The organism is Nisaea sp. (assembly GCF_039990255.1).
Taxonomy (GTDB): domain Bacteria; phylum Pseudomonadota; class Alphaproteobacteria; order Thalassobaculales; family Thalassobaculaceae; genus Nisaea.
On the sequence record NZ_JBDXGG010000022.1, the window covers coordinates 1 to 26,446 of the forward strand.

General features: G+C 57.9%; 23 protein-coding genes and 2 pseudogenes. 17 read left to right on the forward strand and 8 right to left on the reverse strand.

Going from position 1 to position 26,446, the window contains the following annotated elements; all coding sequences use genetic code 11:
* Together ABJ076_RS19350 and ABJ076_RS19355 are read left to right on the forward strand one after the other, a co-directional pair.
* A partial coding sequence (locus ABJ076_RS19350; RefSeq protein WP_348202644.1) for a hypothetical protein occupies positions 1–1,262 on the forward strand: 1,262 nt, incomplete at its 5' end.
* 879 nt (positions 1,263–2,141) lie between these two features.
* Positions 2,142–2,816 (forward strand): pentapeptide repeat-containing protein, encoded by a 675-nt coding sequence (locus ABJ076_RS19355; protein WP_348190563.1) that lies wholly within the window; start codon positions 2,142–2,144, stop codon positions 2,814–2,816.
* Positions 2,817–2,863: 47 nt separating this feature from the next.
* On the opposite strand, the pseudogene ABJ076_RS19360 reads toward ABJ076_RS19355, so the two are convergent.
* Positions 2,864–3,849 (reverse strand): annotated as a pseudogene (locus ABJ076_RS19360) (IS630 family transposase).
* Positions 3,850–3,982: 133 nt separating this feature from the next.
* Entirely contained in the window at positions 3,983–4,681 is a 699-nt protein-coding gene (locus tag ABJ076_RS19365) for a hypothetical protein (protein WP_348190566.1), read from the reverse strand.
* Here ABJ076_RS19365 and ABJ076_RS19370 point away from each other — a divergent pair.
* Positions 4,658–5,044 (forward strand): hypothetical protein, encoded by a 387-nt coding sequence (locus ABJ076_RS19370; protein WP_348190568.1) that lies wholly within the window; start codon positions 4,658–4,660, stop codon positions 5,042–5,044. The genes ABJ076_RS19365 and ABJ076_RS19370 overlap by 24 nt on opposite strands.
* Positions 5,045–5,091: 47 nt before the next feature.
* On the opposite strand, the gene ABJ076_RS19375 is transcribed toward ABJ076_RS19370, so the two are convergent.
* Positions 5,092–5,283: a hypothetical protein gene (locus tag ABJ076_RS19375; RefSeq protein ID WP_348190571.1), complete on the reverse strand. Its 192-nt coding sequence runs from the start codon at positions 5,281–5,283 to the stop codon at positions 5,092–5,094.
* Between the two features lie 115 nt (positions 5,284–5,398).
* Here ABJ076_RS19375 and ABJ076_RS19380 point away from each other — a divergent pair.
* Positions 5,399–5,663 (forward strand): annotated as a pseudogene (locus ABJ076_RS19380) (ATP-binding protein); the annotation flags it as partial.
* Between the two features lie 593 nt (positions 5,664–6,256).
* Positions 6,257–6,595: a hypothetical protein gene (locus tag ABJ076_RS19385; RefSeq protein ID WP_348190574.1), complete on the forward strand. Its 339-nt coding sequence runs from the start codon at positions 6,257–6,259 to the stop codon at positions 6,593–6,595.
* A 29-nt stretch (positions 6,596–6,624) separates the two neighbouring features.
* Here ABJ076_RS19385 and ABJ076_RS19390 read toward each other — a convergent pair whose 3' ends face one another.
* The gene (locus ABJ076_RS19390) at positions 6,625–6,864 is read right to left on the reverse strand and encodes a hypothetical protein (protein WP_348190577.1); all 240 of its coding nucleotides are present in this window, start codon (positions 6,862–6,864) and stop codon (positions 6,625–6,627) included.
* 144 nt (positions 6,865–7,008) lie between these two features.
* Between ABJ076_RS19390 and ABJ076_RS19395 the strand changes: the two genes are divergently transcribed.
* From ABJ076_RS19395 to ABJ076_RS19425, 7 genes are all read left to right on the forward strand, one after another.
* Complete coding sequence (locus tag ABJ076_RS19395) at positions 7,009–7,542, forward strand: amidohydrolase family protein (RefSeq protein ID WP_348190579.1); 534 nt, start codon at positions 7,009–7,011, stop codon at positions 7,540–7,542.
* A 3-nt stretch (positions 7,543–7,545) separates the two neighbouring features.
* Complete coding sequence (locus tag ABJ076_RS19400; protein ID WP_348190681.1) at positions 7,546–8,550, forward strand: amidohydrolase family protein; 1,005 nt, start codon at positions 7,546–7,548, stop codon at positions 8,548–8,550.
* Between the two features lie 216 nt (positions 8,551–8,766).
* Positions 8,767–9,438 (forward strand): hypothetical protein, encoded by a 672-nt coding sequence (locus ABJ076_RS19405; protein WP_348190582.1) that lies wholly within the window; start codon positions 8,767–8,769, stop codon positions 9,436–9,438.
* Positions 9,439–9,751: 313 nt separating this feature from the next.
* Complete coding sequence (locus ABJ076_RS19410) at positions 9,752–10,282, forward strand: hypothetical protein (protein WP_348190585.1); 531 nt, start codon at positions 9,752–9,754, stop codon at positions 10,280–10,282.
* A gap of 236 nt (positions 10,283–10,518) precedes the next feature.
* Positions 10,519–10,845, forward strand: coding sequence for a hypothetical protein (locus ABJ076_RS19415; RefSeq protein WP_348190588.1), 327 nt, complete (start codon positions 10,519–10,521; stop codon positions 10,843–10,845).
* A gap of 117 nt (positions 10,846–10,962) precedes the next feature.
* Positions 10,963–11,487 (forward strand): hypothetical protein, encoded by a 525-nt coding sequence (locus ABJ076_RS19420; protein ID WP_348190590.1) that lies wholly within the window; start codon positions 10,963–10,965, stop codon positions 11,485–11,487.
* 127 nt (positions 11,488–11,614) lie between these two features.
* Positions 11,615–11,983 carry an amidohydrolase family protein gene (locus ABJ076_RS19425; RefSeq protein ID WP_348190593.1) on the forward strand — a complete coding sequence of 123 codons (369 nt, stop codon included), beginning with the start codon at positions 11,615–11,617 and terminating at the stop codon, positions 11,981–11,983.
* Positions 11,984–12,270: 287 nt separating this feature from the next.
* Here the strand turns inward: ABJ076_RS19425 and ABJ076_RS19430 are convergent, their stop codons facing one another.
* From ABJ076_RS19430 to ABJ076_RS19445, 4 genes are all read right to left on the reverse strand, one after another.
* The gene (locus tag ABJ076_RS19430; protein ID WP_348190595.1) at positions 12,271–14,070 is read right to left on the reverse strand and encodes a gamma-glutamyltransferase family protein; all 1,800 of its coding nucleotides are present in this window, start codon (positions 14,068–14,070) and stop codon (positions 12,271–12,273) included.
* Positions 14,071–14,089: 19 nt separating this feature from the next.
* Positions 14,090–16,057: a TRAP transporter fused permease subunit gene (locus tag ABJ076_RS19435; protein ID WP_348190598.1), complete on the reverse strand. Its 1,968-nt coding sequence runs from the start codon at positions 16,055–16,057 to the stop codon at positions 14,090–14,092.
* Between the two features lie 22 nt (positions 16,058–16,079).
* Positions 16,080–17,087 carry a TAXI family TRAP transporter solute-binding subunit gene (locus ABJ076_RS19440; RefSeq protein WP_348190601.1) on the reverse strand — a complete coding sequence of 336 codons (1,008 nt, stop codon included), beginning with the start codon at positions 17,085–17,087 and terminating at the stop codon, positions 16,080–16,082.
* 599 nt (positions 17,088–17,686) lie between these two features.
* The gene (locus ABJ076_RS19445) at positions 17,687–18,151 is read right to left on the reverse strand and encodes a cyclic nucleotide-binding domain-containing protein (protein ID WP_348190604.1); all 465 of its coding nucleotides are present in this window, start codon (positions 18,149–18,151) and stop codon (positions 17,687–17,689) included.
* A gap of 429 nt (positions 18,152–18,580) precedes the next feature.
* Here ABJ076_RS19445 and katG point away from each other — a divergent pair, with 429 nt between their 5' ends.
* The 5 genes from katG to ABJ076_RS19470 all read left to right on the forward strand — a co-directional run bounded on the left by katG (position 18,581) and on the right by ABJ076_RS19470 (position 26,178).
* On the forward strand, positions 18,581–20,731 hold the full coding sequence (katG, locus tag ABJ076_RS19450; protein WP_348190684.1) for a catalase/peroxidase HPI: 2,151 nt from the start codon (positions 18,581–18,583) through the stop codon (positions 20,729–20,731).
* Positions 20,732–20,995: 264 nt separating this feature from the next.
* A complete protein-coding gene (locus ABJ076_RS19455) occupies positions 20,996–22,000 on the forward strand; it encodes a TAXI family TRAP transporter solute-binding subunit (RefSeq protein ID WP_348190606.1) in 1,005 nt (334 codons plus the stop codon).
* 85 nt (positions 22,001–22,085) lie between these two features.
* Complete coding sequence (locus ABJ076_RS19460) at positions 22,086–24,185, forward strand: TRAP transporter permease (protein ID WP_348190609.1); 2,100 nt, start codon at positions 22,086–22,088, stop codon at positions 24,183–24,185.
* Positions 24,186–24,336: 151 nt separating this feature from the next.
* The gene (locus ABJ076_RS19465) at positions 24,337–25,227 is read left to right on the forward strand and encodes an NAD(P)-dependent oxidoreductase (protein WP_348190611.1); all 891 of its coding nucleotides are present in this window, start codon (positions 24,337–24,339) and stop codon (positions 25,225–25,227) included.
* Positions 25,228–25,575: 348 nt separating this feature from the next.
* Positions 25,576–26,178, forward strand: coding sequence for an HD domain-containing protein (locus ABJ076_RS19470; protein WP_348190614.1), 603 nt, complete (start codon positions 25,576–25,578; stop codon positions 26,176–26,178).
* The last annotated feature ends 268 nt before the right edge of the window (positions 26,179–26,446 follow it).

Genomic DNA, 26,446 nt, shown 5'->3' on the forward strand with positions numbered 1-26,446 from the left:
TGTGTCAGAGGGAAGCCAAGCATTTGGCCTCTGTCACGGCCGAGGAGCAAGCCGCCTATTTCAAATATCTTGAAGACAACAACGCGGGTAACAGCGAGTACGCGGCGCGGCGATATTTCTTCGAAAAGCCGACTGCGGACACGGCGATCTTTGACATCGAGGAATACACGGGCGGGTTTGTTCAGGACCTCTTCAGCGACAACGCCGAAAAGCAATTCAGCGACGTTGATCAATTCATGGAGTTGCAGCACAAAGCCTTTGACGAAAGGAAAGCGGCTTACGAGTCAGAGGGAATGACCATCATCGAGCCGGGTCACGATTGGTACATGATCGAACACAAATACCGGGCGGCGGACGAGGGCGAGGAGCCTACGACTGTCATGATGAAATTCCAGTCTGGCCGCGTGACGATCAAGGCGGGCTTGGTCAAGGTCTCGCGTGGTAGTGACTCAAGCACGGTTTCTGGGCCAAAGCCGCGATATACAGCAGCACAGCGTCAACACGCCGCCGAGTTACGGACCATCGCCGTTCAGCAGAATCTCATTTCCAATCGGCGGAAGGTGCTGGAAGTCGCGGTGCTGCAATGCATGACCGGGTTTCAGAACCAAGTCTCCCTTGCGCCGTCTCCCCGTCTCCAAGATCACTATGGCAGCGATATGCTGAACAGCATCGAGGAGATCGCCGCCGCGTTCCTGACCAAGTTCCGCGATGCCGGTTTGTCTGCCTTGCGCTCGTCCTACTATCCGGAAGAGGGAGAGATTACAGAACCTATCCCGGCGCTGTTCAAACTCTCAGGCGACAGGGCTACGGTCTTCAAGGTTATTCGGTCGCTCACAGACGAGGAGCTGGAAGGGCTTCACTCTCTGCTCGTTACAGTGACGTTCCACCAGTCCGGGGACGGGATCAAGACCGAGGAAGACGAGCAAAACCTTGTCGCCATCGATGTTAACGCGGACGTGCGCGACAGCTTCCTGCCCGATGAGACATTCCTGAAACGGTATAAGTCCGACCGATTGAAGGAAATCGCCGTCGAGTGTGGCGCTGCACTGAGCATCGAGTCAGTCGCCAAGTCCAAGAAGGGCGATCTGGTGAAACTGCTCACTGGATGGTTCCGGGCGGTGCCTTCAGACACACCAGCCGAGCGGGCCGACATGGCAACGAAATGGATGGACCCAATCATGGCTTTTCCAGCCATCGATCCGGACGCTGTTGAAGAATCGAGCGACGATGAAGAAGCCCAATTTCTGGAAGCCGCTGAATAGTAATTCCTATCCAAACCGGGTGCGTTGATCCGGCGCCATAACCGACAGACGGCGGCTCCCTTCGGGGGGCCGCTTTTGTTGTTACAGACGCTCTCCCGCAGCCCCGTCTTACGCGATTGAGGCTTTCATTTTTTGTCTTTCATGGACGGGGAGCGGATTACAGAAAGTGCTCAATCAGACCCGGATTCATGCACATCTGCATGTCCTGGAACACGGGCGGTTCTCGCTTCGCTCGTCGCGACCGTCCCCCTGGTCCGGACGCGTAATCCGCAATCGCAAGCGCTCGCGGACAAACTACCCTTGAGCGAGTTAGTGTTTGCGTCTCCCCCACGCACAAACTCCTGACATGACATATGCTGAACAGAAGGCCCGCGCGCCGCTTCAGCTCACTATGCGGTGCTGAAATCGAAGTCATCCACTCTGATTTTTGCCGTTCTGAGTGATCTCCAATAATTATTGAAGATCGACCGGAAAATTATTGGAGATTATCGAAGATTATTGGAAATTATTGAAGATTCTCGATGTTATGAGAAATTATCGGAGATTATGGGAAAGTTTTGATGGTTCCCTGTCATAATTATTCGAGATTATTGAAGATTATCGAAGTTGCCCGCAAATCTCCAATTATCTCTTGTCCCGTTGGCAGGATAGGTCAGGTGGGCCTACTCGAATAATCGAGTAGCACCTCCTGACGCCGCCGAGGGCGGTACCTGCCCTTATTCGCATGGCAAGCCATGCTCAACGGGGAATCATTTTACTGTTGGAATCGCGACGCTTGGCTACCGTTCAATTCGCGGTCGCTCCTAGCGCCAACCCACCCGTTTCGATTGATTTAGGTTTCCTCGCAGTGTTCACTGCTCATAAGTGGAGGGGCGGGACATGTCGGATGTCGGCCGTAAGATCATCGACCGCATTGAAGCGCGGCGGATAGCCGCAGCGGCGCGCGCTGCTGAATTAGCGGCCATGCCGAATAAGCATTCCCAATTGTCTCGGACGTTGGGGAGGGTCCATCAAGGGATCGTTCGGTTCGAGCCTTACGGCATCATTCTCGCCGCCGTTGGCCTCATCCTCACCTTCGGGACCATCGTCCTCGATCTTGAGGACCGACAGTCGGAACGGATTTTCAAGGGCTGGGAAATCCTCGCGCTCGATCACCCGACCGTCCAAAACAGCTCCGCGAAACGTCAGGCACTGGAGTTCTTGAACCGCAAGTTCGATGGGCGGTTCTGCAGCGATAGCCTCGTTCCGCCGATCATCAGGTTTCTTAATGGCAACGCGAGCCGGCGTTGTCTGATACCTGCCAAAGCAAAAGAAGCATTCCCGCGCCTGGTTGCTGAGGGAACCCAGTTGCATCTCCTGAACTTGCCTGGAGGGAATCTTCTATACGCTATACTAAAAGAGGCGGACCTGTGGCGTGCCAACCTGTCGGGTGCCAACCTGCGCTGGGTTATCGGCCTAACCCAAGCCCAATTGGGGTCAGCTTGTGGGGTGCCGTCTCGCTTACCGCAAGGGCTAACGCCGCCAGATCCTTGTCCAGAACCCGCTCCCCTGTGAAACTATTGGAGGCCGAGCGTACTTGGTCTTACTAGAGCATTTTCCGATCATTCCAGGTCATATCCGGCAGCAGCGAAGTAGTTGATGCATTCGGCGGGGGTGAACAGATCGATACCAGTGCCGATGGCGTCCCAGAGGTCTTCCTTGGTTCGTGCGGCGGTTTTCTTGAGGAAGCTCTTGAGCTTCGAGAAGGCCATTTCGATGGGGTTGAAGTCGGGGCTGTAGGGCGGCAGAAAGCGCAACCCGGCTCCCGCTGCCTCGATAGCCGCGCGCACGGCTGCCGGCTTGTGAGCGGGCAGGTTGTCCATGATGACGATGTCGCCCGGTGTGAGCGTCGGCACCAGGACCTGTTCGACATAGGCGAGGAAGGCAGGGCCGTTCATGGCTCCGTCCAAGACCATCGGTGCCGTCATGCCTTCCAGTCTGAGGGCGCCGACGAAGGTTGTGGTCTTCCAGTGGCCATGAGGTATGGGAGCCCGGCAACGCTGGCCGCGCGGCGCCCGACCTCGCAGCCGGGCCATCTTGGTGCTGGCTCCGTTCGCCTTCGATCTCGAACCGATGGCGCCTCGGAGGCTCACCATCGATGAACACCAGGCGCGCCGGATCGAGATCCGGTTGAAGCTCGAACCAGACCTGACGTCGCCGCAGCACGTCAGGCCGTTGCTGTTCGCTTGCGTGTGCGGTTTTTTTTGAATGTCCGGCCATGACGGTCCAGAAGACGCCACACCGTGCTCTGGGCAACCCGAAGCTCATGGACCTCTTCCAGGTGCTCGGCAATCTCCAAGAGAGTGATGTCCGGTGTCTCGTCGATCAGGGCCAAGACCTCATCGGCATGCGCTTCCATGCGATGCGAGCGATTGTCACCACCTTGGCGGCCAGGATCGACATGCCCTTGTTGGAACCATTGATCGACCCACCGGATCGCGGTCGAGGCAGAAACGCCAAAACGCTTGGCCGCCGAGCGACGTGTCATGCCGCCCTCCACGGCGGAAACCAAACGCTGGCGCAGATCTTTCGATAAGACTTGCGGCATAGAGGCTGGCCTCCTTCTCCAGCCTCTATGTTGAATCAGAATTCAAACCCTATGGGAATCCCATTACGATTCAAATCGATCAGAAAATGCTCTAACACTGTCAGTCCAGCCGTGTTCTCTTCTAGCTGGCATTTTACCACTCCAAGTCCCTTTCGGAGTGCAGAGACCGAGTGGGGTTCAACTCCGGACCTGTCTCCGGTCGCACCGACCAAGTGTTTTTCTCGAACGTCTCACCGTTGCGCCCAAGCACCTTCGTTGCACCGGTTCGCTCGATCCGCACCAACGCGCCAGGCGCGGGGTTTGCCTCGCCTATGGCACGTTCAAGATCCACGCCCCATATGGTGTGAGGTTGACCGCCTGGCTTCTCAAGAGTGACGTAGTAGCTTTTCGGTTTCGTCGGATCGTTCTTAAATGGTGCGTGCCCGTGCTCGATAAGTCGCACAAGCGCGGTTGCCGTTGGCACTTTCGCACTCTCGTCAACGCTCGCTCTGCGTGGCTTGTTCCGGCTTGGCGCTGATGGTGCTCGCTCGATCAGCTTGCCCTTTTCAACCTTGTGAACTTTCCAGCTATTTCGTTCGACCTCTTCCCCCGTGTCCGGAAGCGTTACCGTCTTGGTGCCTTGGTGCTCGATCTCGATCTTATCGCCAATCTCAGCGCCGGACGCCTCTAACGCTTGCTCAAAGTCTACGCCCCACACTTTGAACATCCGACCGGAAGCGCTCTCCATCTCTATGAAGAAGGATTCGCGCGGCTTTTTAGCAGTCCCTTTTTTCCCGTCCGCCTCGGTCTCCCCGGCCTGGTCGCTATAATGGGCTTTGCCATAGCTCCGCAAGACGCTCGCTCTTTTCCAATCCGCGTCCAGGTCTTCGACAACACGTATCTGATCGTCATCGGGTTTGAGCGTGAAAAAGGGAGAGTGACGATGTATGCTGTCATTCTTGAAGAAATTTGTGCCCAGTATTGTGCCCATATGTTCGATTTTTTAAAAAATATATCAATTAAATCAATTAATTGTTTGATTTTGCGTCAGGCTCATAACCTGAAGGTCGTAGGTTCAAATCCTACCCCCGCAACCAATATCAACGCCGCCAACTTATTGAGTTGGCGGCGTTTTGATTCACCCGTCTTCATTGTTGCGAAACGCTCGGGTACCACATGGGTATCATTAGGAATCAAACTCAAGCCAAGATCATAACTGAACCCACACCCGATTGCGGTGATTGGTGAGGCACGCAAAAGACCTCATTCCTTTTCAAATCCCTGACTATCGAACTTCGGCTTTCGACCGTTCTCCGTCACGGTTCGAACGACACTATCTGTCGCGCCATGGGGAATCTCCGCCTCTATTTCTAAGGTCACACGGACCGTTGCGCCCATGAGTCCGGAAATGTGGGAAATGACCTCGTCCGCGATGCGGCTAGCGTCCTGCCCCACGCGCGCTCCATCCAGCGTGGCTGAGCGATGGAAACGCTTTGGCGGTCCGCGGCACCGGCACGGGCAAACCTGCATCCGGGGTGGCGCCCGCGGGCGCTTAGTCAACAACGGCGGCCTCGTAAACAAGCTCGAGGCTGAGGCGCGCGCGGTCAGGCAGGGCAAGCTGGCCGACTACCTGTGCCGGCTTGACTTCGTCGTCCTCGACGAGCTCGGCTATCAGCCCTTGGCCCAGAGCCGGCGGCCAGTTCCTGTTCCACCTCGTCAGCCGGCTCTACGAGCAGACCTCGGTGATCGTGACCACCAACCTCGCCGTCGGCGAATGGCTGAGCGTGTTCGGCGACGCCAAGATGACGACCGCGCTGCTCAACTGCCTCACTCATTAGTGCGACATCTTCGAGACCGGCAACGACAGTTGGCGCTTCAAGACCCGGGCGTGACTCCCGGCCGATCGCGCGCCGGGATGTCGGGCCCTCCGCCGACAGCTCCGGGCCCGACATCCCAGAACTCACCTTCCGCCCCAGCAAGGGGGCCAAGATTGGATACCGATCAGGTGTCAGGATTCGGCGCCGATTGACTCGCCAGCATTGCGGCCGCCAACTGCCTTACCTATTCGGACGTGACATCTGGCTGGAATGACGCCACAGCAGAGTCTTGGATGGGTTTTCGCCGAAGACATCACGATATTGGGCGGCAAAGTGCCCGCTACTGGTGAAGCCCAGCGACAGCGCAACATCCTTGACCGACGCCAGGGGGCACCGGGATCGAGAAACCTGTTGCGGGCCGTTGTAACCCTGTGGGCGCGAACAAACGTCATTGGCGATGTGCCAGACCTCGTCGAAACAGCGGTTGAGCCAAGTTGGCCCGATGCCACTGGCTTTGCACCCGGTGCGCGGAACGCCCTAACCCCAATCGAAGTCTCGGCGCCGCGTATGACGCGAAGTGCATATAGTTTTGCCGGGATTAGGGGCGTCCTATGGATCAGATACAGCAGGAGCAGGTCGGCGACGTCGGAGATAAAATCCGTCTCCAGCGTGTCGCCGGGCGTGAATTGAACTGGCCCGAATGGCGTATTGTACGATGCCGCGATCAGCTCGGCCAACCGGTTGTGAAATCGTGCCCCGCGAACAGGACCCGGCGCGAGGCAGCCGTCTTCGAACTCGATCTCGTCGTCGGGCAGACCGGCGAGTGCGGTGCAGGCCGCTCGCAGTCGCGACTTCCTCAGACCAATGCCGATGTTGTCACGTTCGGCGATACTGGTGGCGTAGCCATTGGGGCCGCCCGAAAGGAAAATGTCGTACGGCTCGGCGAATAGCCCATTGAATATGTAATCACCGCGCCAACTCACGGGCACAATAAATACCAACCACTCTGGGTCGGGAAGGACGCGGCTGGAAAATCTGGGGCCAGTTTCAGTCTGGACAAAACAAATTCGCGGCCGTAGATGCGCAAGGATTCGAAAATCGTCCGACCGCACTCAAGTTGTGCGGTTTCTGGCTCAAGGATCGGCAGGCCGCTGACATAGTTGCTGTAACGCAGATGGCTCTGTGCCTGCAACTCAGGGAATTGCTTGATCCGTGGCATAACGGCGCCAATTGTCTCTTCGAAAAATTACCAAAGGTAGAAATTATAATATAAATTTGCAAAACAAAGTGGTTTTACCCAATTTACTCTGGGTAAGCTGGTTTCATTACTGTTCTCAGCCCAGCCAGAGAGGTTTACGGCGACATGCGGTATCTCCTTCCCGTTCTTTTGTTTCTTGTCAGCTCCACGGTCGTACTGGCCAACGACATCGTTATCACGGGCGGCCGGGTCATCGACCCGGAGACGGGGCTCGACGCCATCCGAAACGTCGCCATTGACGGTGACAAGATCGTGGCCATCAGCGAATTTCCTTTGGAGGGCGATGTGGTGATCGATGCCAGCGGTCATGTGGTATCGCCCGGTTTTATCGACCTTCACGCGCATGGCCAGAATATCGGCGATTACCGGATGCAAGTGATTCAGGGCGTCACCACATCGCTGGAGCTTGAGTCCGGCGTTCTGCCCATCGGCGACTGGTACGCCGGTCAGGCGCAGAAAAACCCGCCGGTCAACTACGGCGCCTCGGCGGGCTGGACATACAGCCGGATCGCGACCTTTTCCGAGACCGATCCGCTCGCGACTGCGGCCTATTTTCAGGATGCACCGATCTGCAATGACTGGAAAATGGATAGTGCCAACGCGGATCAATCCGAAAATATCCTGTCCCTGCTGGAATAAGGCCTGAAGGAAGGGGCGATTGGCATCGGAGTCAACGCCAGCTATGCGCCGGGCCATGGGCAGAAAGAATATTTCGCCCTTGCTGAGTTGGCCATCGAATACGACGTTCCGACCTTCACACATGTGCGGTACGCCAGCATCACCGAGCCGCAAAGCTCGTTCGAGGCAGTCAAGGAACTGATCGGCAACGCCTCGATCACCGGCGCGCATATGCATATCTGCCACATCAATTCGACCTCGCTGTCGGATATTCATGCCACACTGGCGCTGGTGGAAGACGCGCAAGCCAAAGGCATCCGGGTCACGGCCGAGGCTTATCCTTTTGGCGCCGCCAACACGGTGGTCGGCGCGGCCATGTTCAGTGGCCCTGACTGGCGCGACCGGATGTCCTCGACGGCCAATAACTTTCAGCTTGGCGCGGACAGGATGACCGAAGACGAACTGGCAGACTATCAGGCGAACAATCCCGGGACCTTTATCACCTGGCATTTCTTGGATGAGAATAAGACCGAGGATCTGGCCCTGTTGGACGCGTCGGTGACCCATCCTTCCGTGCTGATCGCCTCGGATTCAGTGTTCTGGTCCTATTTCGACGAAGATGGCAACGTCAAAACCTATGAGGGTGATGAATGGCCGTTGCCGGAAAAAGCCTTCAGCCATCCGCGTTCAACCGCGACGTATTCAAAAATTCTTCGGTCTTATGTGCGCGAACGCGGGCTTCTTTCGCTCAATGAAGCGATCCGCAAGATGACGCTGATGCCGGCGCAGACAATCGAAGACAGCGTACCGCAGATGCGCAACAAGGGCCGAATTCAGGTGGGGATGGATGCCGATATTGTCATCTTCGATCCCGCCACGATTGCTAATTTGGCCACCTTCGCCAATGCACACCAACCGACTGTTGGTGTGCAGACCGTTCTGGTGAACGGCGGCTTCTCTGTACGTGACGGCGAACTGGTTCTGGATGCGCCTCACGGTCGCCAAATCCGCAATTCTGCAGCAGACTGAGCCGAATACATTGGTTCAAATCCAATAGCAGGGAGAGTTACAATAATGACCAAAGACTTGCATTAGGAAGACTACACATTGGAGTAAAAAAAACCGAACCGCCGTGAATTTATTGAAATAGCCGGAGTTGCAACGGCTGCCGCGGCGATATCTTCAACTGCTTGGGCGCCGACCTCAGGGAGCGATTTCGATCTGGTCATCCTAGGGGGCCGCGTGATGGACCCCGAAACCTCGTTTGACACGGTTGCGAATGTCGGTGTCCGAGATGGCCGTATCGTCGCCATCACCACTGAGGTCATCACGGGCGGAGAAACCATCGAAGCTGCGGACCATGTCGTCACGGCCGGTTTCATTGACACCTATTACCACTGGCCGCGCCCAATGGGAAACAAGCTGGCGCTCCGAGATGGCCGGACATCGTTGATGGATCTCGAGATGGGCACACTTGGGACCTATATGGACCAGTGGTATGCTGAACAAGAAGGTAACAACCAGACGAACTACGGAGCAGCTGTTGCTCATGAGTTTGTGCTTGCACTGGTCCTTGATGGCATCACCACACGTGACACTCCCGAGGCCCCGAACCATCGAAATTCAGGAAAGACCGGTTGGTCAAGCACACGCCCGGATATCGAAACGGGCAACGAAATTCTGCGCGTGCTGGATGCCGGCCTAACCGCAGGCGGCGTGGGGATAGGGTCCACGCTGGGCTATATGCGCGACGGGGGCTCGACCCGCGAGGCGTTCGAGATCCAAGAAACTCGCCGGCCTTTATGGCCGCCAGAGTGCATTCCGTTTCCGCTATACGCCGGGTACCGACACCATGGAGGCCAACGGCATTCAGGAATTGCTGGCGAATGCGGCAGCCCTTGGTGCGCCCGGCAATAGCGTGCCATTTCAATAACCCCGGTTATAACCTCGTGCACGAACTGCTGACCCTGATGCGTGCTCAAGGCATGAATGTTTGGGGTGAGCGTTATCCTTACGCCGCTGGTTCCACCGCATTGAATGCCGTGTTCCTGGAAGCCGAAGTTTGGGTGAACCAACTTGGCTACAAACATGAAGAAACAATCCAGGATGCGCTGACCGGTGAATGGTATACGGAGGAAACCCGCGCCGAGATGCTCAAGACAGAGCCGGCTCGGCTCGTGCAGGTCTACAAGATGCCTGAATCCGCGATTGTGGACTGCCGGATGTCGCCATGGCCTCGGACACGATGCCCATCATCGCGGAGGGTATTTCTTGGGATACCTCCTTCGAGGATCTGCCCAACACCCACCCGCGCGGTGCGGGCTCCTTCGCAAGAGCGCTGCGCATGTGGCGTGAGAACGGGATCACGTTGATGCAGAGTATTTCGCAGCTCAACTATAACTCCGCCCGTCCACTTGGCGAAATGGGGCTGAAGGCAATGCAGGAGCGTGACCGGATGCAGGAAGGCATGGTGGCCGACATTACGATCTTTAACCCCGCGACGGTGACCGATACGGCGACCTACGTGCAGGGTGCGCTGCCATCCGAAGGCATTCCTTACGTAATCGTCAACGGCACCATTGTGGTCAAGGAGGCCGAAGTCCTCAAGGATGTGAATCCCGGACAACCGATCTGTTATGAGCCGACCGAAAGCCGGAGGGAACCACTCTCAGTCGAATCCTGGATCAACACTTCTATGCTGTGCCGCAGGACTTCGGTGGTGGCGTGCCGGGAACGCAACCGCACTACAAGGACGTCGTAAGCTGCTGCGATTGAGGTTGAACTGGCATTGGACGGCCCTCTAAGGCCGTCCGATCAGCCAAGCTGTCGAGCAATGAAATTCACTAAACTATCGGAGATTGCTCAGTGGTCAGAATCAGGCTTTTAACGACGACACTTAATTGTGGGGACGTTGCGCCAAAGAGCATATCCCGACGCGGCTTCATGGCGAAGGTTAACTGGCGCGGGATCTCCGATTCAAAAGGGGAGAGTCCCTTGATGATATCCTCGATACTCCGAACCGCCCTTGTGGCGAGCGCACTGGCGGCGACGGTGCAAATCGCTCACGCGCAAAGCGATCCGCTTCTCGATGCTGACGGCACGCGCTCGGTCTCCAACGAGCTGGACAATCCGGGACAGATCGATGATCCGGAGGAACTCGATGAGGCGCAGGACACGCCCGGGGCTCTCTCGGCTGACGACCTGAGTTCAGAACTGGCGAACCCGTCGCCGCTCGCAAAGCAGTCGTTTGACACCGCCTATACCGCTTTCGACGGCAAGCTGCCTGGTGCCGGTAACGAGTACTCGGTCGCGACCGTCTTTTAGCCGATCTTTCCGTTCCCGCCGAGCGATGACGGGACGCTCAACTTCTTTGCGCGTCCTGGCATACCCCTGATATGGCGGTCGCCGGCAGGCAACGCCACCGCAGGCGGCTTTGACGGGGTGGCGGGCGTCGGCGACATCGGGTTTGACGCCGCCATCGGCAAGTCGTTCGACAGTGGTCTCATCCTTGTCGGCGGCGTTCAGGGCACACTGCCGACGGCGACGGACGGCCGGTTGACTGGGGGACAGTTTCGGCTCGGCCCCGAGGCACTCGCCGCGTTTCTCGACCCCGCGACCGGGTACGTCGCCTTCTTCCCGCAGCATCAGTGGAACGTCGCCGGATGGCGCGATGGGCGGCACTCGGCATCGGTGTTCGAGTTCAACGCCGGCGCTTTTCTGCCGGATGCCTTTACCATCTTCACCAACCCCAAGATCCGGTACGACTGGGTCGACGAGCAATGGACCGTGCCGCTCAATCTCGGCGTGCGAAAGGTTGTCAAGATCGGTGACCTGCCGATACAGGTGCAGTTGAAAGCAGACTATTTCGTCGAGCAGGATGACGCCTTCGGCGAGGACTGGGCGGTCACACTCAACTTCACGCCGATCGTCCCTAACTTCATTTACAACGCGCTGTTTGGCGATTGATGCGGAGCGATGACGGTGCGCCCAGGGCATGGGCGCCTATATCTACATCGAAGCCGCCCCGCAACGAGCAAGGATTACTAAATGACGACAAGAACGTATCTCGGACACCACCCTTATCGTTGGCCTGATGGCTGCGTCGGCAAGCTTTGCGCAGGGCTATGACCTCGTCATCAAGGGTGGCAGGGTCATGGATCCCGAGACGATGTTTGACGATGTTGGGATCTCGGATGGCCGCATCGTTGCAATCAGCAAGGCTCCGCTGGAAGGCGAAGAGACCATAGATGCCAAGGGTCTCGTTGTGGCCCCCGGCTTCATCGACACGCACTATCACCCGGTGGATGAGTTCGCGACCATGATGGCGCTGCGCGATGGTGTCACCACCGGCATGGATCTGGAGTTTAGGGCGTTTAATGTCGGCGGTTGGTACGAAGTAAAGGCCGAGACCGGCTGGCAGGTCAGCTATGGGACGACGACTGGCCAGATCATGTTAACGTAATTAATACAGCCGCTTACGGACGTGCTCCGCAAGCGGCTTTCTGCTTTTTCAAGAGGAAGAAAAAGGCTCTGTGCTCAGGTCGCGTAAATTGGATTTGATAATTAGCTGGGATCTGGAGCGCTGATTTGTTTGCAATCAGCCCTTGTCATCCAGGTTGCCCTGACAACGTTACGTGAACCTGTAACCATCAACGCACTGAATGTATTCGGTCGAGTTGAGCCACGGGTTGCAATTATTCCATTCTTGATTTCGCACCGGGTGGTGATATGCCGCGTCCGATCCAGTACCTAACGCCCGGCAGCGTATCCCTGCATACCGCGGGCGTTTGCGGCGGCCCTTAATATGCCGTGATCTTTCGCTGCCGCAGTCAGCCGCCCCTCACTCCAGTCGGCACCAACCTGTACTTTATGGCCTTGCTCCGTGAGGGTATCAATTGTCGCGACATCGAAGCGACTCTCCATGACCAGTTTCCCCGGTGAGCGCCCGCGTGGCCAGAATGAGCCGGGGAAATGCTCCGAATGGAACGCTGGGGTGTCGATCGCTTCCTGCAAGTTCATGCCGTGTTCAACATGGTGCAGGAAGAGTAGCAGTGACCACTGGTCCTGCTGGTCTCCACCGGGGGTGCCCCAGACCATATACGGCTCGCCGTCGCGCATCGCGAGCGAGGGTGAGAGCGTCGTGCGCGGGCGCTTGCCCGGCTCCAGAGAGGTCGCCGCATCGCCGTCAAGCCAGAACATCTGGCCGCGCACGCTCATGCAGAAGCCCAGTTCCGGAACCACCGGCGCACTCTGCAGCCAACCCCCGGATGGGGTCGCGGAAATCATATTGCCGTCACGGTCGATGACGTCGATATGGACTGTGTCGCCTCGCGCCTCGCCCATGGGGGTGACTGTTGGCTCGCCAAGACTCCAGTAGTGGCCGATGTCACCCGGGTCGCCGTCGGCCGCAAGTGCCGCAGCGATATTCGGGTTGCGGCCCATTGGGCTTCCCGGACGCAGATCGAGAGAGGCTATGTCACTAATCAGCCCGCGCCGTTCCTCGGCATATGCCTTGGAGAGCAGCATGTCGGCGGGGACGTCCGTAAAATTGGGATCCCCGTACCAGGCTTCCCGGTCAGCGTAGGCGAGTTTCGCCGCTTCGACCACGGTGTGGACGAACTCGGGGCCGACGGCATCCATGTCGGACAGACCCATATCACGAAGCAGGGCAAGTTGCTGAAGCAGCACGGGGCCCTGGCTCCAAAACCCGCACTTGCAGACGGTGTAGCGACCGTAGTCGAGCGTAACCGGGTCCTCGTAATGCGCGTGCCAATTGGCAAGATCGTCGCCGGTCATCAGCCCTCTGTGGGCGCGTCCTGAGGAATCGAGCAGGATTTCCTTGCGATAAAAACGGTCGATCGCGTCGGCGACCCAGCCTTTGTACCAAGCTTCCCGTGCGGCCTCGATCTGACGCAACCGATCGCTTGAGGCGGCCTCGGCATCATTCAGGATACGGCGGTAGGTCGCGGCAAGTGTGTGGTTGGTCATCCACTCACCGACCTCAGGTGGCTTGCCACTTTTCAGGTAAACATCGGCCGATGTTTTCCAATGATCCCGGAAAAGCGGGGCGACCCGGCTAGAAAACTCGGCGATTTTCGGCAGCACAGGGACGCCTGATTCCGCGTAGTCGATCGCGTAGGAAAGAACATCCCGCAACGACATGGTGCCGTAGTCAGAGAGCAATTTGAGCCAGCCATCGAACGCGCCTGGCACGACTGCTGGCAGCAGACCGCTGCCCGGTATCAGGTCGAGGCCAAGGGCGGTGAAAGCATCAATTGTCGCCCCAGCCGGCGCAGTGCCCTGAGCACAAAGTACGCGCGGGCGGCCATCTTTGTTGGCGAAGAACACTGCCGGAAGCTCTCCACCGGGCCCATTCAGGTGCGGCTCGGCCACTTGCAGGGTGAAACCAGCGGCGATCGCGGCGTCAAAAGCGTTTCCACCCTTTTCAAGCGTTGCCATGCCCGCCGCCGAAGCAAGCCAGTGGGTGGTTGTTACCATGCCGAATTTGCCCTGAAGTTCCGGGCGGGTCGTGAAGGCTAGCTTTGCCATACAGCAATGCTCCGATAGGTCAATTCACAGGGGACCGCCGCGCGGCCGCTGCACGCCAGCCACTCCAGGCCACAAGTGCCACTATAAGGGCCAACGACACCATTTCTATGCGGACGTCCCAATACAGGAGCCCTAGCGCGGTGATGGCGAGGGTGATCCGCTCAATCACCGAAATGCGTTGGAAGATGCGGCCCTCCAGCGCGCAATTCAGGGCGCCGGTCGCAATGATCGCTTGGGATACAGCCAGCATCTGGGCACTCAGCCCTTCACCGAGACCGAGGATCTCCGGCTCGAACAGAAACAGAAACGGTATTAGGAAGCCCGGCAGGGCGAGGCGCACAGCGTTGAAAGATGTTCCCCAGAAACTCGCCTTTGCGATGTTTGCGCCGACCAGTGCCGCGACCGCGACGGGAGGCGTCACCGCCGACAGGTTGGCGAAATAAAACACGAACATATGAGCCGCAAGCAACGGCACTCCCGTTTCGACCAGGGCTGGCGCGCCAAACAGAGCGACGATGAAGTAGGCGGCCGAAGTCGGCAGACCAAGGCCGAAGACGAGGCACGACGCAGCGACAATGATCGACAGTACGAACAACGAGCCATCAGAGAGATCAAGCATGGCGAAGGACAGCTTCTGAGCAAAGCCAGTGACCGTAAGCAGCTCGATCAGGACGCCGATCACAGCGATCACGGTTGCCACCATTGCACCGGCTCGGGCGCCCTCAACCAGGCCGTTGACCACCCGGCCGAGGGCAATGCGGAAAGCATCGAGTGAGAACCGGCCGCGCGTTAAAGTGACCAGCACGTCAAGACCAAGTAGAAGCAGCACGGCGATCAAGGCTGAATTTCCTGCAGGAATGCCGCTCATCAGCAGCCATACGAGCACTGCGATCGAGACCGCCAAATGCCACTGGCCGCGCGCGGCGGTTGCCAGGCTTGGTCCGCCGTCGAGCACGTCAGAGTCGCGGGCGTCGAGGTTCAAACTGACAGCCCGAAGTTGCACCGAAAACATCAGGTAGGCGTAAAAAATCAGCGCCGGCGCTATCGCGGCGACCATGATCGAGTTGTAGGACAGCCCGGTCATACCAACGATCAGGAAAGCCGCAAGGCCCATAACAGGAGGCATCAGTTGGCCGCCGGTTGAGGAAACCGCCTCGACGGCACCGGCAAACTCACCCTTGAAGCCGTAACGCTTCATGAGCGGAATGGTCAGCGCACCTGTCGACGCGACATTGGCGACGGTAGAACCGGAGACGGTTCCCATCAAACCACTGGAAACCACCGCGACCAGAGCTGGGCCGGCACGCGACCTGCGGCCGACGGTGAAACCGAGCTGAACGATGAAGTCGATCGCCCCTGTCGCCTTCAGCACACCGCCGAACAACATGAACATGAAAATCGTGCCGGCAGAGAGGCTCGTGAGGCTGCCCAGCAGGCCCTGAAAGTAGGGGATCGACGTATAACCGAGCAGACGTTTCGGAGCGATTCCTCCGTGGAAGAATATATCCCCCGGCATTAAGTAGCCCCAAAGCCCATAAGCGATCCCGATAACCGCCAGTGCCGGGATCGTCCAGCCCCATTGAAAGCCGGATAGGATCAAGGCCGTCATCAACAGAAGGATGGCAACAACTATGTCTGGGCCGCTTGGCAGGAAGCTACGGACCTGAGTGAGAGCCTCATACTCCACATGGATATACGCCATAAGGGCGACGGTGAGCGCCGTCAGCGCCCAGAACGCAATCCGTCGCAGCCTTTGCTCGGCACCACTTTGCTCGATCAGCGCGAGAAAACCGATGACGATCGCGAAGCCAAGGTGGAAGTTCCGGAACTGGCCGGACGGCAGCGCGAAGGTCGCTAACTGCATTACATGAATGCCGAGCATGACAAGCGCTGCCACGAGCAAGAGGCCCGTGGCCCTGCGGGACCGCGTGTCGGCTGCACCGGCGATGTCTGCGAACCGCCGATGCTTCTGGTGTGATTGTGTCAAAGGAGTCCCGTCAGGGTCGGTTTCAGCCGTGTATTTTGAGATTATCGTCCCAAACGCCCAGTTCCTTGAAGTATTTCGCCGCACCGGCATTGACCGGATAAGCTGGCATCAAGAATTCCATGGCGAATTCCGGCGTGATATCCTTGAGTTTAACGCCACCGCGCTTGCGCACGAACTCGGCGTTTTCGTAGATCGCCTTGGTCACTGCGTAACCGACATCCTCGGAGATATCCGGGCTTGCGGCCAAAACGCCGCCGAACGACACCATTCGGGTAGGCTCCTTAAGGCTAGCCCACGTGTCCGGCGACACCATTGCGCTCTTCACACCCGGATTCATCTCGGCAGCCTTGGCGACGAGCGCCTCGCTGATAGGAAGGATCTTGAGCGCATGAGTGGTTTCCAGACGTTGCATCACGCCCGACGGATTGCCTGCAGTCAGTAGCGACGGAATGCAGTCGACCGCACCTGAGGCCAGTGCATCGTAGCTTTCGCTCCAGGAGCCATAGGTCCAATCGACCTTGTCCTTGATGCCTGCCGCTTCAAACAGCGTGTTCCAGAGTCCGGTGGTTGCGCCGCCTGCGGTGGCGGGCATCACGCGCTTGCCGACCAGATCTTCCAGCGTTTCGATGCCAGAATCAGCGCGCACCATCGGCGTGCACTGCCAGACGGTGTAGGAGAACATCTGGACCGCCTTGACCGGGTTGCCCTCGTAGCGGCCGAGACCGTTGATCGCAGGATACCAGTCGGTAGTCGTTGACTGACCGAAATCGAGAGTTCCCTCGCCGATCAGCGCCATGTTCTCTGCTCCACCCGCGGTTGACAGCGAGGAGTGGCGACCGTCGGAGAACTTCGATGCCGCGGCGGACAGCACGGTAATGATCTGATAGCCAGTTGAGCCTAGGCTGGAAGATCCCCACTGGTAGATCTTGCTGGCGGCGTGCGCGTTACTGCCGAGAAGCGGTGTCATGGCCGCGACACTTGCCGCGCCGCCAATTCCCTGAAGAAGTGTTCTTCGAGTTAGAATGGACATGAAAACCCCCTGTGAACTGCGTGTCGCGGATTGGCGACAGCGAAGCAGCGTAGATTGCGCAAAAGAACGGGGCAACCCCGCAGGGCCCCGTATTCGATCCAGTAGGGAATGAATGGGTTTGCATTATGGGGATTTGTTCGTTTACAGGACTCGACCAAAGTCATCCCGATTGGATCAGGCAAAAGACGGATGAGGATGCCGGGATATCAGAGCGGGCTGTAACGGCGCATGTTCGCGGCATCGTTTCCGGTGAATTAAAAAGACTTCAGCGATGCTCGACGACGCTGTTTTTAAACCGTTCTTCAAGATCGTCTTTCGAACTCGGATTCCTATGCTCTCTTTCGCATAGGCCCCTTCTGGCCCCATGCGCAACGACGACATATCCATTGCCCACCCATACCAAAAGTGGACATACCAACCGGATTGCTACTGGCCGATGCTTCAGGCTCCGGTGAAAGGAAAACGCCCGTTCTGTAAAGGTCGCATCGAGCTCTAGAGGGCAACGTTATTAACGCCTTAGACGCTAACGCGCTAAGGTCTTTTATGCATCTGGAAGCATGACAAAAGTAGATGCGGCCAGAGGAGCTCTTGATCATAGACTAACGCAGTTTTTCGTCGATCCAAGCTTCACCAATAACTGCCGAGAACAACAGTGCCTCAGAGACACCGACCTCCGACCGGTGTGTGTGCAGCGCATCGTTGACCAGCTGATGGACACGTTCAGCCTGGACCCTCAGCAGGCCTTTCAGAATTGGTGGCATTCCTCGAATATGACGCCGGATCTCTCTTGCATCGATTTCAATGACGGTCGTGTCGACAAGGGCTCGGGTGGTCACAATGAACGGTTTGTCTGTGATGATCGCAGTGTCGCCTATAAGAGCGCCTCTCTTGAAACAAACCTGTTCACCGTCATGGATTAAAGATTTGTCACCTTCTGCGTCAATAAAGGCTCCGAGGGTTCCTTCGAGTACCACATAGCCGTAGAAGCTCTCGGCACCTCGGCGCGTCAAGAGCGCGCCCGCAGTTATGCGGAGTGGCCGTTTCACGTAGCTTTCACGAGGCATTTCGCACCTCCCAGGTTTCCAAAAAAGGGCAGGTTTCAACCCTTGGGCGCATCGTCGGTAAGTTGACGCAAACGGTCCAGCTAAATCAGCTTGCGTACAGGTGACATCTGCGTCCACCACGTCATCAGCTTGACCGCGTGGTATTGTCGCCGAGCTGTCGTCTGGTTTTTCGCAGAGAGCTACCCAGCTGCTGACTTTGTAGCTCCAGGATAAATCGTGTGCCGTGGCTTCCCAATGAGCGTCCAGACACAATTTTCATCCATGAAAACGGGACAGCGTCTCATCAATTAGAATAATTCCAAAAATTTGAATCATCCCTCTTGCACTTAGGCGGATTTGAGTCATTTTAGAATGATTATAATTCGCGCTAACGGACTCAGCCCGTCAGCGATTTCTCGGACCAAGATGGGAGGGTCTACGATGAACGAGATGAACAAATGCCCGGTGATGCATGGTGGTAACACCGAGGCGAAGATGTCTCCGACCGAGTGGTGGCCGAAGGCGCTCAACCTGGACATCCTCCATCAGCACGACACCAAGTCCAACCCGCTCGGCGAGGACTTCAATTATCGCGAAGAATTGAAGAAACTCGATATCGCGGCGCTGAAGAAAGATATGCACGCGCTGATGACCGAGAGCCAGGACTGGTGGCCGGCCGACTGGGGTCACTATGGCGGCCTTATGATCCGTCTCGCATGGCACTCCGCCGGATCCTACCGTCTGGCCGACGGCCGCGGCGGCGCCGGTACCGGCAACATCCGTTTCGCTCCGCTGAACTCCTGGCCGGACAATGCGAGCCTGGACAAGGCGCGCCGTCTGTTGTGGCCGATCAAGAAGAAGTACGGCAACAAGGTCAGCTGGGGCGATCTCTATATTCTCGCCGGGACCATTGCCTATGAATCGATGGGCCTGAAGACCTTCGGCTTCGGTTTCGGTCGTGAGGATATCTGGCATCCCGAAAAGGACGTCTACTGGGGTGCCGAGAAGGAATGGCTGGCTCCCAGCGATACCCGTTACGGCAGCGTCGAAAACCCGGCGACGATGGAAAACCCGCTGGCCGCCGTGCAGATGGGGCTGATCTACGTGAACCCGGAAGGGGTTAACGGCAATCCTGATCCGCTGAAGACCGCCGGCCAGGTCCGTGAGACCTTCGCCCGCATGGCGATGAACGACGAGGAAACCGTCGCACTCACCGTCGGCGGCCACACCGTCGGAAAGGCACACGGCGCCGGTGATGCCGGTGCTCTCGGTGTGGAACCGGAAGCAGCCGATATCGAGGAGCAGGGCATGGGCTGGACCAACCCTGCCGGTACCGCAGAGGCCAATATGGCCATCACCAGCGGTATCGAGGGTGCCTGGACAGCCAATCCGACCAAGTGGGACAACGGTTACCTGCATCTGCTGCTGAACTACGAGTGGAAGCTGACGAAGAGCCCGGCCGGTGCCAACCAGTGGGAGCCGATCGACATCAAGGAAGAGGACATGCCGGTCGACGCGTCCGACCCGTCGGTGCGCAAGATGCCGATGATGACCGACGCCGACATGGCGATGAAGATGGATCCAGAATATCGGAAGATTTCCGAGAAGTTCTTCAATGACTTCGACTATTTCTCCGATTGCTTCGCCCGCGCCTGGTTCAAGCTGACCCACCGCGACATGGGCCCGAAAGCCCGCTATTTCGGCCCGGACGTACCGTCAGAAGAACTGATCTGGATGGATCCGGTTCCGGAAGGATCGAAGAGCTACGACGTGGATGCGGTTAAGGCGAAGATTGCCGCAAGCGGCCTCTCCATGGGCGAGATGGTCTCCACTGCATGGGATAGTGCCCGGACCTATCGGGGCTCCGACATGCGTGGCGGCACCGATGGTGCCCGTATCCGCCTGGCGCCCCAGAAGGATTGGGACGGCAATGAGCCGAAGCGCCTTGAGAAAGTTCTCTCGGTGCTGGAGCCAATTGCGAAGGAAGCCGGCGCCAGCCTCGCCGACGTCATCGTGCTTGCCGGTAATATCGGTGTGGAGCAGGCGATCACAGCTGCCGGTTTCAACGTTCCGGTGCCGTTTGCGCCGGGCCGAGGTGACGCGACCACCGAGATGACGGATGCCGATTCCTTCGACATGATGGAGCCGCTCGCTGATGGGTTCCGCAACTGGCAGAAGCAGGACTATGTGGTGAGCCCGGAAGAGATCATGCTCGACCGTGCACAGCTCATGGGCCTGACCGCGCCTGAGGTGACCTGTCTCGTCGGCGGTATGCGGATGTTGGATTCCAACCACGGCGGCACCAAGCATGGCGTGTTCACCGACAAGGAAGGTGCGCTGACGACCGACTTCTTTGTCAACCTGTGTGACATGACTAACAAGTGGGTCCCGACGGGCAAAAGCTCCTATGAGATCCAGGACCGGAAGACCGGTGCGGTGAAGTGGACGGCGACCCGCATGGACCTCGTGTTCGGCTCCAACTCGATCCTTCGTGCCTATGCGGAGGTCTATGCCCAGGACGACAACAAGGAGAAGTTTGTTAAGGACTTTGTCGCCGCCTGGACCAAGGTCATGAATGCAGGCCGGTTTGATATAGCCTGAGCCTGCGTTTCCTTAAAAACTGATACCAGCCCCGCAGCAGATAATGCTGCGGGGCTTTGTTTTTCGATTATCCGTCTGGTTGGGGTGTCTCCGGTGGCTATGTTGCGCTTTCCCTTGCGAGTTATTCTGGAGTTATTTTCGTGAAATTGGGGTGAAATATTCCCGATTTATTAAGAATGTATTGCGCCGCAAAATATCAGCGGGCAGGCTTCGCGACGTTTTGCACCAGGGGTGCTTTGTCTTGCGCGAAGTGGAGAGTGAATAATGAAGTTTCGAATTAGGGCGTTTGTCGCCGCCTTTATCGCCATCGTAGGGATCGCGGGCGTTGTCGCTCCGTCCTACGCCCAAGACATGAAGTTCTGGCGGATCGGTACCGGTGGCGCCGGCGGCACCTACTATCCGATTGGTGGCCTGATCGCGAACGCGATTTCGAACCCGCCTGGCTCGCGTCCGTGTGACAAGGGCGGAAGCTGCGGCGTTCCGGGCTTGGTCGCCATTGCGGTTTCGACCAATGCGTCCGTTGCCAATGTGAACGCCATTGACGCTGGCCAGCTTGATGCCGGTCTAGCTGGCGCACAGAGCGTGACCCAGGGCTATAACGGCGAAGGCAAGTTCGTCGGCGCTAAAAAAAGCAACATCCGGATGATCGCTAATCTCTATCCGGAAGACATGCATCTGGTTCTGCCGAAAGGCACAAAGCTGGGTAGCCTCAAGGATTTGGCTGGTAAGAAAGTCGGAGTCGCGGCGGCCGGTTCGGGAACCCAGGTTTCCGTGCGGATGATCCTCAAGCACTACGACATCAAAGCCGACGAGCTTGAACTGAATTTGGGTCAGAGCACCCAGCGCCTGGCCGATGGTCAGATCGATGCATTCTTCTATGCAGGCGGCACCCCGTTCGCGGCGCTGATCCAGCTTGGCTCGACCAAGGGTTTTGAGCTCTACACCTTCTCCGAAGCGGAGCGCAAAGAGATCAACTCGATCATTCCGTACTATGTCGAGTCCCTGATCCCGGCCGGTACCTACCAGAACATCACTTACGATGTTCCGACTGTTGCCGTCAGCGGTCAGCTGATCACCGGTGCCAATCAGCCGGAAGATCTGGTTTATGAAATCACCAAGGCTCTGTGGAACAAGAACACCCGCAAGCTGCTCGACAAGGGCCATGCCAAGGGCAAGCAGATCGTTCTTGAAACCGCTCTGAAGGGCGTCCTGATCCCGGTACATCCGGGTGCGGAGAAGTTCTACAAGGAAGTCGGTCTTATCAAGTAAGACCCGATGGCGGAGACAGGCGAAGATCGCCTGTCTCCGCTTTTCTTTTTGCCATTTTTAACATCATTGAAAGTCCGGACAGAGCATGGCTGAGTTCGACGTCAAAGCTGCCGAAGAGCTTGAACGCAAATATGATTCCGGTCTGCAGACGCGGACACAGACGCCACTCATGGAGTGGTTCATTTACCTTTTTTCAATTTTTTTCGCGGGATATCACTATCTCACAGCGGGCCTTGGCACGCCTATCGACTACTGGCACATGGGTTTCCACATGTCCGGTGTCATCCTGCTGGTTTTCATCTGCTACCCGATCATCAAATCCCAGAACCTGATGACCGTTCAGCCGTCGGCTTGGTGGCGGCCCGGCACGGTGCCACTCTGGGACTGGCTTTTCATCATCGTCGGCATCGCCTGCTCGCTCTATATCGGGGTCACCTGGTACGGCATGGATGTCGAGATTTTCGGCATGCATTTGCATCTGGTCGAACAGGTCATGCGTCAGGGAGACCCGGCGAATATCGATATTGTCTTCGGTACAGCACTGATTGTCGTGCTGCTTGAGGCTGTCCGACGCACGCTCGGCATGGTCGTGCCAATCATTATCGGCATTTTTACCGCCTATGCCATCTTCGGTCCCTACATGCCGCTGCAGATCTTGATGCATCCCGGTATTTCCTGGCCCCAGTTCATCAACAATATGTATTTCCCGGCCGAAGGCATCTTCGGCGTGACCTTGTGGATCGTGTCGACGGTCGTCTTCCATTTCGTGCTGTTCGGCGTGCTTGCACAGCGCATGGGGCTCGGTCAGTTCTTCGTGGATATCGCCGCTGTGATGGCAGGCCGTTATACAGGTGGGCTCGCCAAGGTCAGCGTGGTCTCATCGGCTTTCTTCGGAACCATCTCCGGCTCTTCAATCGCTAACACCGTGTCGACCGGCTCTCTGACGATTCCGAACATGAAGCGGATGGGCTATCCGGGTCATCTTGCCGGCGGTGTCGAAGCGGCTTCCAGTGCCGGTGGTCAGATCACGCCGCCGATCATGGGGGCCGCGGCCTTCGTCATGGCCGAGTTCCTCGAGGTCCCATATACGACCGTGGTCGTGGCGGCGATCGTCCCGGCGATGATGCATTATATTGGCGTGCTTTCGATCGTGCACTTCCAGGCCAAGCGGCTTGGTCTCAAGGGTATGCCGGCCGAGGAAATTCCGAACCTGTTCAGAGTCCTTAGTCGAGGCTGGCCGACAGTGCTGCCGCTGGCGGTTCTGATCTATGTCCTGTTCAGCGGCTATTCGCCGAATATGGCCGCCTTCTGGGGAATAACAACAGCTCTTACCGTCGGTCTTCTCAATCCAATGCATCGGATTGGCTTCCGGGATATTTTCGATGCGGCGGCCCTGGGCGTCAAATATGCGCTTGCGGTGGGTGCCGTCTGCGCCGCCATCGGGATCATCGTCGGTGTCGTCAACTCCACTGGCCTCGGCTTCCGGCTCGGCTTCATGGTGGCGAACAGCGCCCGTGAGATCGCCGAGGGTTTGTTGCCCCTGATCGACTGGTTCCCGCTGGCGACGTTCACCGAGGACGGTGTGACCCTGTTGATCTCGCTTATTCTGATCGCGGTGACCTGTATTCTGATGGGGGCGGGCCTGCCGACGACGGCGCTCTACATCATGCTTGCTACTGTTGCCCAGCCGGCGCTTGGCAATCTCGGTGTGCCGCCGCTCGCGTCGCATCTGTTCGTGCTCTATTACGGCGTTATTTCCGAGATCACGCCGCCGGTCTGTGCCTCGGCTTACGCGGCTGCCGGTATTGCGGGCGCTAACCCGTTCCGGACCGGCGTTTCGGCCTTCACCCTTGGCATTGCAAAGCTGCTGGTTCCGATGGTGTTCGTCTACTCACCGGCAATGCTGATCGTGATCGACACGCATTTCACCCTGGAAGCATTTCTGGTGACCTCAATCACCTGCGCCGTGGGTGTCTTCATGCTTGCAACCTCCGTTGCAGCTTACTTCCTTGCCCCGATGCCCGGGATCGCTCGCGCGGCCATGGCACTGGGGGGAATCCTCCTGGTAGCGCCGGGAGAGAGCAGCGATTTCTATGCTGCCGCCTTTGCCGCACCGGTTCTGTTGCAACAGATCATTGCGATGAGGCGGAACAAAGCGGCGGAGTTGCAGCAAGCGGAAGCCTGACCCAGTTCACTCCGACAGCTAAATCCGATACCTAACAAAGAAGGCCCCGGCGCGAATGCACCGGGGCTTTTTCATATGCTGGCAAGCGCGCACCGTGGAAGCCGCGTGGTCATGCGGGTAAGCTGGCGGACAATTAAAAGGGGAGGATGCGATGACCGGGAAATCACGGGTGGGGTTTGTAGGTGCCGGATTGATGGGCCACGGCATGGCAAAAAATCTGATCGAGAAGGGCTTTCCCCTGACGATCATGGGCAACAGGAACCGGGAGCCGATCGATCATCTGGTGTCGATCGGCGCAAGGGAAGTTTCCAGCGCACGCGCCGTCGCCGAAGCGTCGGATCTGGTCTTTCTGTGCCTGCCGAATTCCGAGATCGTGAGGTCGGTCGTCCTTGGTGCGGAGGGACTCCTTGAAGGCGCTCATGACGGTTTGATTATTGCCGACTCCTCGACAGCCGATCCGGGTGAGACAAAGCGGATCGGGGCCGCCCTCCGGGAGCAGGGCGTCTCCATGCTGGATACACCTCTGACGATGACGCCGAAGGAGGCGGAGAGCGGCGCCCTGAATGTGCTGGTGGGCGGTGCGGACGAAGATCTTGAAAAAGCACGTCCCGCCATCGAGAGTTTCGCGAAGAACATCTTTCATGTCGGTCCGCTCGGGGCGGCTCACAGCCTGAAGCTGATCAATAACTTTATGTCCATGAGCATGGTCGCGCTCTTCTCGGAAGCTGTCACCACGGCGCGCAAGGCCGATGTCAGCATCGCCGGGCTGCATGAGGTGATCTCCGCCGGCGCACTCAATAACGGGCTCTTCCAGAAAGTCATGGACTGGCCGTTGAAACAGGATCCGAGTGGGCTTCAGTTTGCCATCGAGAATGCTCTGAAGGATGTCACATACTACAACCGTGTTGCGGCGGAGTGTGGCGGCACAGCGCCGATCGGGGCGACTGTCCAGCAGATCTATGCTCTGGCCAATGCGCAGGGCGAGGGAAAGACCCACGTGCCCAAGCTGATGGATGTCATGGCAAAGCTGAACGGCCTCTGAAATAGCGACCAGGTTACCGTCATTTCAGGAGCTGTGCGTTTGGCTGATCAGCCAATCTAGAAGCAGCTGTGCCGCGCGGGAGGGCGGGCGGCTGTCGGGCCAGAGGGTAAAAGGATTGCTTGCCCTCGACCGACGACACGAGGGGCACTGTCCTCAAGTCCAGTGCGTCGACCATACCCAGGCAGGCGCTCGTGGTTGGTTCAACCTGGCTGGGCCCCGAGGATTTTTCGCCGCCGAGGATCTTGCGCTGTATGGTAGGGTTCTCGCCGATCAGGCACCGACGTTCGCCGCCGGGGCGACTAGCGTTTTAGCGGTATATGCGACGACCGGAGCAATGAGGGGAGGGGCATGAGCCAACAGGACGAAACGGTATCCTTCACCCAGATGAAAGATGGCACCAAGGCCGATTACGCGCTTCTGCACGAGCGGGAAAAGCCTTATCTCGCAATGACAGCGGACCGGGTGCTGGACGAGTTACGGCGGCATGGCGAGGCAACGTTGCCGGGTTACCGGATTACGCGTCTTGAACATGGGCTGCAATCCGCCACACGGGCCGAGGCCGAGGGGGCCGATATCGACTGGATCGTTGGTGCGCTGCTGCATGACATCGGGGATGGGCTCGCGCCGCAGAACCATGACCGGTTCTCCGCCGAGGTGATCCGACCTTTCGTGCGTTGGGAGGTCGCCTGGACCGTGGAGCATCATGGGATCTTCCAGATGCTCTATTATGCACATCACTACAACTGGGACCGTAACGCCCGCGACCGCTTCCGGGATCATCCCTGTTTCGAGACCTGCGCGGCCTTCTGCGAGCGCTGGGACCAAGCCTCGTTCGACCCGAATTATGAGTCGCGGCCGCTGGGGCATTTCGAGCCTATGGTCCGGCAAGTCTTCGCTCGTAAGGCGTATGATCCGGCCATCCTCCGCGAAGGTGAGGCCATCGGGCTCTAGGGCTGACGCCTGCAATCTTTCATAGGCTTGTAGTTTCTGCGGCGTCCCAACACATTCGCCCTGCTTATGTGCAGCCTTTTTTTGCTTGTGCTGAGCCTCGCGCGGCTCTCGGAACCCGTCACTCCTGGGGAATTCGCACAACCGCGTGACTGCGTTATTTTCGCCTGGAATCATTGATTAATCGGCCATTCCTATCGGTTATCAAGTGAAAACCAGCAATGGAGATGGTGCCTCTGATGCCGCAAATTGTTCGTGAGTTTGGCTGGAG